At 52.6% G+C, this 6139-nt stretch carries 6 protein-coding genes; 5 read left to right on the top strand and 1 reads right to left on the bottom strand.

Going from position 1 to position 6139, the window contains the following annotated elements:
- Window positions 1-509: 509 nt before the first annotated feature.
- Window positions 510-737 (bottom strand): DeoR family transcriptional regulator, encoded by a 228-nt coding sequence (locus BSG09_RS19685; RefSeq protein ID WP_092936152.1) that lies wholly within the window; start codon window positions 735-737, stop codon window positions 510-512.
- A 145-nt stretch (window positions 738-882) separates the two neighbouring features.
- On the opposite strand from BSG09_RS19685, the gene BSG09_RS19690 reads away from it, so the two are divergent.
- From BSG09_RS19690 to BSG09_RS19715, 5 genes are all read left to right on the top strand, one after another.
- Entirely contained in the window at window positions 883-1137 is a 255-nt protein-coding gene (locus BSG09_RS19690; RefSeq protein WP_092936154.1) for a HalOD1 output domain-containing protein, read from the top strand.
- 840 nt (window positions 1138-1977) lie between these two features.
- Window positions 1978-2319, top strand: a complete 342-nt coding sequence (locus BSG09_RS21490; protein WP_092936158.1) for a pilin — start codon at window positions 1978-1980, stop codon at window positions 2317-2319.
- 36 nt (window positions 2320-2355) lie between these two features.
- Window positions 2356-4110: a hypothetical protein gene (locus BSG09_RS19705; RefSeq protein WP_092936160.1), complete on the top strand. Its 1755-nt coding sequence runs from the start codon at window positions 2356-2358 to the stop codon at window positions 4108-4110.
- On the top strand, window positions 4107-4982 hold the full coding sequence (locus tag BSG09_RS19710; RefSeq protein ID WP_254799221.1) for a hypothetical protein: 876 nt from the start codon (window positions 4107-4109) through the stop codon (window positions 4980-4982). The genes BSG09_RS19705 and BSG09_RS19710 overlap by 4 nt, the downstream gene beginning before the upstream one ends.
- Window positions 4982-6139 (top strand): hypothetical protein (locus tag BSG09_RS19715; RefSeq protein WP_092936162.1); only part of this gene is annotated, 1158 nt, incomplete at its 3' end. The genes BSG09_RS19710 and BSG09_RS19715, both read left to right, overlap by 1 nt.

Here is a 6139-nt window from a genome sequence, read left to right on the forward strand (position 1 = left end):
TAGTAACCGCTGAGTTGGGGTGAAGTGACACTGATTGTGAGCCTGTGAGTCTCAACCGCTCACAAGCCGATTCACAGTCTGCCCTCCCATCCAAGCACCGCTATTCAACAGAGCAATTAATACTTCTATGGGGCATATGACGGGTTGGCGCGGACAAGATGGGTCAACCTACACCCCTGTATCGTTGACCCTTCCTCGATCACAAGTCAGGGAACACTTGTCCACGCCGGCCGAGATCGGTACGTTCCACAAGATCCACAACTGGTTTCGTCCTCCGATCTCTGGTTTCGAGTGCCATCCGGCCTTCGAGAACCTCATGCTGGCCTTTGGCCGGCCTTTCTGTGAACTCGAGAGTGTATAGCTACTCAGTCTCGATATGAAATGTCTCGAGAACCATTGTCTAGTTCAGTGCCTCTTCGGTAGACGGCGAGAGTTGGGTGAATTGCCGTGTCAGAAGAGTGAAACAGTTAATCTGCGTTGAGGGAGTTTAAAATCACTTTTTGGCGGGATTAGTCGCGCGGAAGCCACCAGACGAAGCGCTTGCCGACATCTTTCTGGTTCAACCGATCTTGTTGATGGAGTTGTTTCAGACGTCGCCGGGCAGTCTGTAAGTGATAGTCAAAATGGTCGGAGACCTCTTTGGTAGTCACAACTTCCTCTTCTTTTATATACTCGAGTAATTCCTCGTCTGAAACCTGCTTCGTGAACGGACCACTTCTTCCACCGTCGTCTACCATATAGGTACAATCCTACATGGCTGCTACCCACTCTTATACAGATTTTATGCCTTCAAAAATAATGTCTTCAAAGTACGTGCTACAACATACATTCTAGAACTACATTTTATGTTCATCGAACACGAATCTCATAGTGAGAGAATAGATGGTGGTTACAACCCAATACGATCCACATTCAGAGCAGGCGATAGTATCCAGCATCGTTGAAACTGTATCCAACCTTGCAGAGAAAGAGGTGGAAGAGCTCCCTCCCTTGTACGATTCAATCGATCCCGAAGCAGTTGAACGCCTATTCATACAGAGTGAGACTCGGCAACTCAAACTGATCTTCCAATATTGTGGCTACACAATCAGGGTCAATGCAACCGGAACTATTGCGGTAGAAACATCTAACCAGTGAGGACAGACGCTGTCAGAGAATTCATAGGGTCGTCCAGAATCTTGCTTATAGCCTTCTATGGTGCATTGACTGGTAAGGAAATCTGAACACTTATCGAAAACACCTTGTTGAACAAATTATTATCAATTGATGAGATATGGAAGATACGCCAGTCATTCAGTTAGTAACTCTCTGGTTTGTTGTCCTTATTTACATACAAACTGGTTCTGGGGGTAGTGGCGCAGTTAATATGATTATAGAGACAGTTGCTATTCTTCTTGTGTATATTCTCCCACTCACCTTGATCATTTTTACTGCTCTACGACTGTTCGACAACTAATTTAGCGGTATTTATCGAATATAGTGCTTCGGAAGCGGTTCTCCTTTAGAGAAGACAGCGGTATCTCGAACTCAAACTAATACTATTAGTAAGGCCTATTGGAAATTCTTATATTGGTTCAATAATAACTGTTCTATGCTTATGGGTGAGTGAGACAATAAAAACAGTGAACGCTTCCAATATGATTCCGACTATCCCACCAACTGACGCAGTACCGCCCTACTCACGAAGCGGACTAACTGCGTTCACTCCTGAATCTCAAGACGCACTGGCCGAACAGTTGCCTTCCACTGAGACTGCTTTTGGTCAGCAGCTGGGAATGGAGTTCAATGACTCCATCAGAGCGACGGCTGCGGATGTGACCCTCGAGCAGCTGTTCGAATCATTGCGGACAGATATCTGTACCAATGAACACGGATACCTCACATCAGTCGACAGAATCATCGCCGGAATGCTGTAATTCGGTGACTAGGGCCCGACGGGCGTGGAGACGAGTCGCACCAGTAGCAACCACGCTTGCTGTGTGGCTGGCCTTCATCGCCCTCGCTTCCGGATCGGTCGCTGCCCAGTCAAATGTCGGTGACGTTTACTGTGGAACCGGTGTCGAGACTGGTATTGGCATCGTCTTCGGCGCTGTTGCTGGTCTTGGCCTTCCGGCTACGGGGTTCTACGTCGGTCGAGCTGGTCTCTCGTACATGCGTGCGGGTGGAAACCCCGAGAAGAAGAATCAGGCCAAAGAGAAGCTCGTAATGTCGTGTGTCGGGTTTGGGATCATCGTCCTCGCACTGATCTCACCCGAACTGATCGATAAAGTTGGCAGTCAGATGGGATTCGGCTTCTCAGATTGTGTCAAACCATTCTGACCCACCAGAGCAGAGCTTGCGGTTGCCTGAAGCTCAATGACCACACCACGTGCGATCAACGCCGCCCTCATGCTTCTCGTCGCAAGCGGAGGCGCTGTGTTCTTGGCTGTCGGTGTCACTGTTGCTGAGCCGAATTCGAGTCCAGCGATTCCTGCTGATGGGCCCGATTACGGCGTGAACGAGACACGGTTCCCGCTGTTGTGGTCGGATGATCTCGATCAGCAAAACCGCTCGAGTGACGAGTTCGAAGAGACGGTTTCCTCTGCACCAGGATTTTCGACCCGGCTTGCAGGGTCGACAGATGTCCCGTTCGAGAAACCAATCGAAGACGTCGAGAGGTGGAACAGCGGTGATCTCCAGGACTTTGACCCTGGTAGCGAGAAAACCTCAGTCCATCCACAACGGGCACACCTCGAGGATGGGCTCTACATTCGGGATGCGTACACGAGCATCGTTGCAGTCCAGCCGTCGACGGTGCTGCACTCGGGGAACACCTCGACGCGGTACATCACGCCAGACGGCGAGGTCCTTGCGATAGCCGACTATCGGGTCCGTGTCCCAGACGATGACACGAGCGGCTCGGTTCGCCATCACTGGTCGATTGCTGACACTGCCGTTGACACGGTTGTCTTACAGACAGAGAGCTGGACACTCGATGCCGATCATGGCCATCGGTCCACTCTCGAGTACAGGAGATTGTCGGGAGCGCAGAATCTGACCGTTGAAGCGACAGTTACCGCTCGCCTTCGGCATGAAACCCGGACGTGCACTGATTACAATAGCACGATCGGATCCTGTGAAGGCTCGTGGGAGACAGAGATCGACTATCCAACCGAACAGGTAACAGCGACTGACTCCCGCCACGCAGTTGTCTCGCAGATTGACGACAGAGGCGGGAAGCGCGTTACGTTCGAAAACGATCCAACACACACTGGTGTCGTCATCCACCCTGGAACTCGGTGGGCTGCAATCGATGTTGGCAGTAACGTACGTCTCCGTGGAAACTGGCGGTTCTATTCGGCGGGAGTAGACGGCTGGCAGACAATGGTGTCTCGGACGGCAACAGACACGACTCGGACGAATTCGTCCGTTCGTCCGGCACAACTCCACGCCATCCCCACGCAGAAACGGCCGGATATGCCGAGCGAGGCAACGGAGGATGCCGAGCCGCCATTAGTGATCGAAGAAGCGTGGGGGAGCAAACACGCTGGCCCGTCCCTCTCGAGTGAGATCGCCATTCCGACGGTTGACAACTATACGAATGCAACGTCGATCGCTGTCCGATCAGAGACGCTTCCAGCAGCGACCTTCGACGAGGTGACTGTCCACGGAATCGTTCGTGGCCAGTCAGAGACGATTTCGGTCACCGACAACGGAACCGTTCGTGACACCACTCTCGAGTTGACCGTTCTCGAGGCAAACTCGTCGGGAACGCTCGTTCAGGCAACCGTCACGGAGACAACGACCGGTGATCCGGTCACGACTGGGCGAGTCGAAATCGGCAATCAATCGGCTGCGCTGAACGCGAGCGGAATGGCTGTGCTTGAACTCGAGAAGCGGCCGTCGTCGTTCATCGATAGCCAGTATGTTCCAGCAGACTGGTGGCGTGCCGATCAGTTGTACTCCGCAGCCGAGGATCGGGCGACGGTTCCCCCGAACTATCCCAAGTTCCAGAAGCTTGTCCAGCTGTTCCTCGTGACGCTGCTCTGGTTCCTCCCGGTCGCTCTGGCTATCTACGGCTTTGACTACCTGACTGGCGGTGCGGTCCTTGGACTACGAGACCATCCATGACAGAAAATACCAATCGAGACGACAGTGGTATCGCTCGCCGAGCAGTCCTTGCTAGCCTTGGTGTGAGTACCGCCGCCCTTGCCGGCTGTACGTCGGACACGTCCACAGACCCATCGAACAGCAGTAACAGTACGGATGGCAACGGGATTAGTGCAGAAGGGAGTGACGTCTTCACTTCTGTCGAGATAGGTGACGCAACCCTCGAGATCGAGGTTGCTGATGATGCGTCAGTTGAGTTCATCAACCTCATCGATCCGAACGGCGAGTTGTTTGATCAACAACGCCTCGCGACCGGTGAGACCACGACATCGTTCGAAATTCTCGGTCGCTATGAGGACAGTGTGCCCACTGGGGACTACGAACTGGTTGCCCTCGATGGAGACGAGCAGGTCGATACGACGACACTCACGCTCGAGGCGGAGTGTGCGATTACGGATGTCCTGTGGGCAGCGGAGAACCCCGATATGGAGTGGGACAAGAATTCGCCTGTCTGGGATAAAAATGCAGCCGTCTTGATTGAGAATAAGGGGAATATCCCGTCGCTGCTCACTGAAATCCAATGGACAGGAGCGCCAATCAATCATCTCCTTTCGACTGAGACAAAATCATACTACCACGAAACGCGCTTGCCGCCCGGTGAGACTACCACCGTATATTCCGGTGGGAGAATTTATCGAACCGAGAGTCCACATAGCTCCGTTGATTGTGGAGAACTTGGGACTGAATCTCTAACCGTGACGGCTATCGTCCAAGTTGGCGATAATCCCTCGTATTCACAACAGATTAGATATGGAGGTACAGAACAGTCGTGCGATCTCACCATTACCGATAACGGTTCAGACGACTCCTTGTCGGAGAATGGTGATCTCTGATGGCATGGTTAAGACAAGAGGTCAAGGGAGCAATCGAGGATGTCGTCGAGGATATGACAGAGATGCTCCTTGGACTCATGAACACCATTTATGAGGGTATCCTATCTCCGATCGTTGGTGTTCCAGCACCGACATCTGATTCGGGATATATGGTTATCGGAACGCCAGATAATGAGCCTTGGGCTAGTATATACCAAGATGTCTATCTGAAGTATGTGATGCCCCTGACTATTATGATTCTAATCGTTGCCTTCGCATTTATCGGGCTTCGGGCAGGCTCGATTAGCGAGTATCGGCGGAAACGACTCCTGCGGCGGCTAGGGCTTGTATTTATGGCGACATTCGTCTGGTTCCCTCTAGTCTCTATTCCGTTGCAATTTATCGACGCAGTCGGAATGACAATTGCTCCAATTGACGACATGACTGCAAATTTCGAGGGGCTGATCAAAGGAGCACTGGGAGGAATCTTCGCCATTCTTGCGATGGTCGTATTGTCCAATGTGGCACTCGTCGTAGCTGGATTTATTGTTGCCTTCCGAGAAATTGGGATCCTTGTCCTGACACCAGTTATGCCATTGTTGGGTGTTCTCTGGGCGCTCGAGATATGGCCATTCACTCCAGCATCCAACATGGCACGTCGTGTCGCTGGGATCTATCCAGGGCTGGTGCTTGCGGGGCTTCCAGCAGCGGTCTTATTTCGAATTGGCTGGGCAATTGACCTGAACACTACGTTTGAAGGGATCTACTCCGTTTTTGTCGGACTTGCACTGATCCCTGCAGCGATTATCGCGATGGTCATGACGGTCTACTGGAGTAGCCCTGCAATGCGGACGATCGCCCAGAAAGGAGCATCTACGACGAATCCTGCAGCGGCTAAAGCTGGCGCTGCAAAGGCAAAGCGCACTTCTGGAAAAGCGGTCCGTGGTGCTCGAAACGTCCACCGTGGATACGCAGATAACCAGATTGGATCCGTCACAAAGAGCGGCCAGACGACACTCAGGAGCGGCGACTCGAGAGCATACAAGCTCGGCTCTTCGGCCCGCTCGACGAAGGAGCACGCCGGCCGCTACAACAACTTGCGGAAGTCGAGGACTGGGCGGATGCGCGATAAGGCCGCTGATGACGCTCGCAACGCCACACAGAAAGCATCGACTCGA

The organism is Natrinema hispanicum (assembly GCF_900111485.1).
In the GTDB taxonomy this organism is placed as follows: Archaea; Halobacteriota; Halobacteria; order Halobacteriales; family Natrialbaceae; genus Natrinema; species Natrinema hispanicum_A.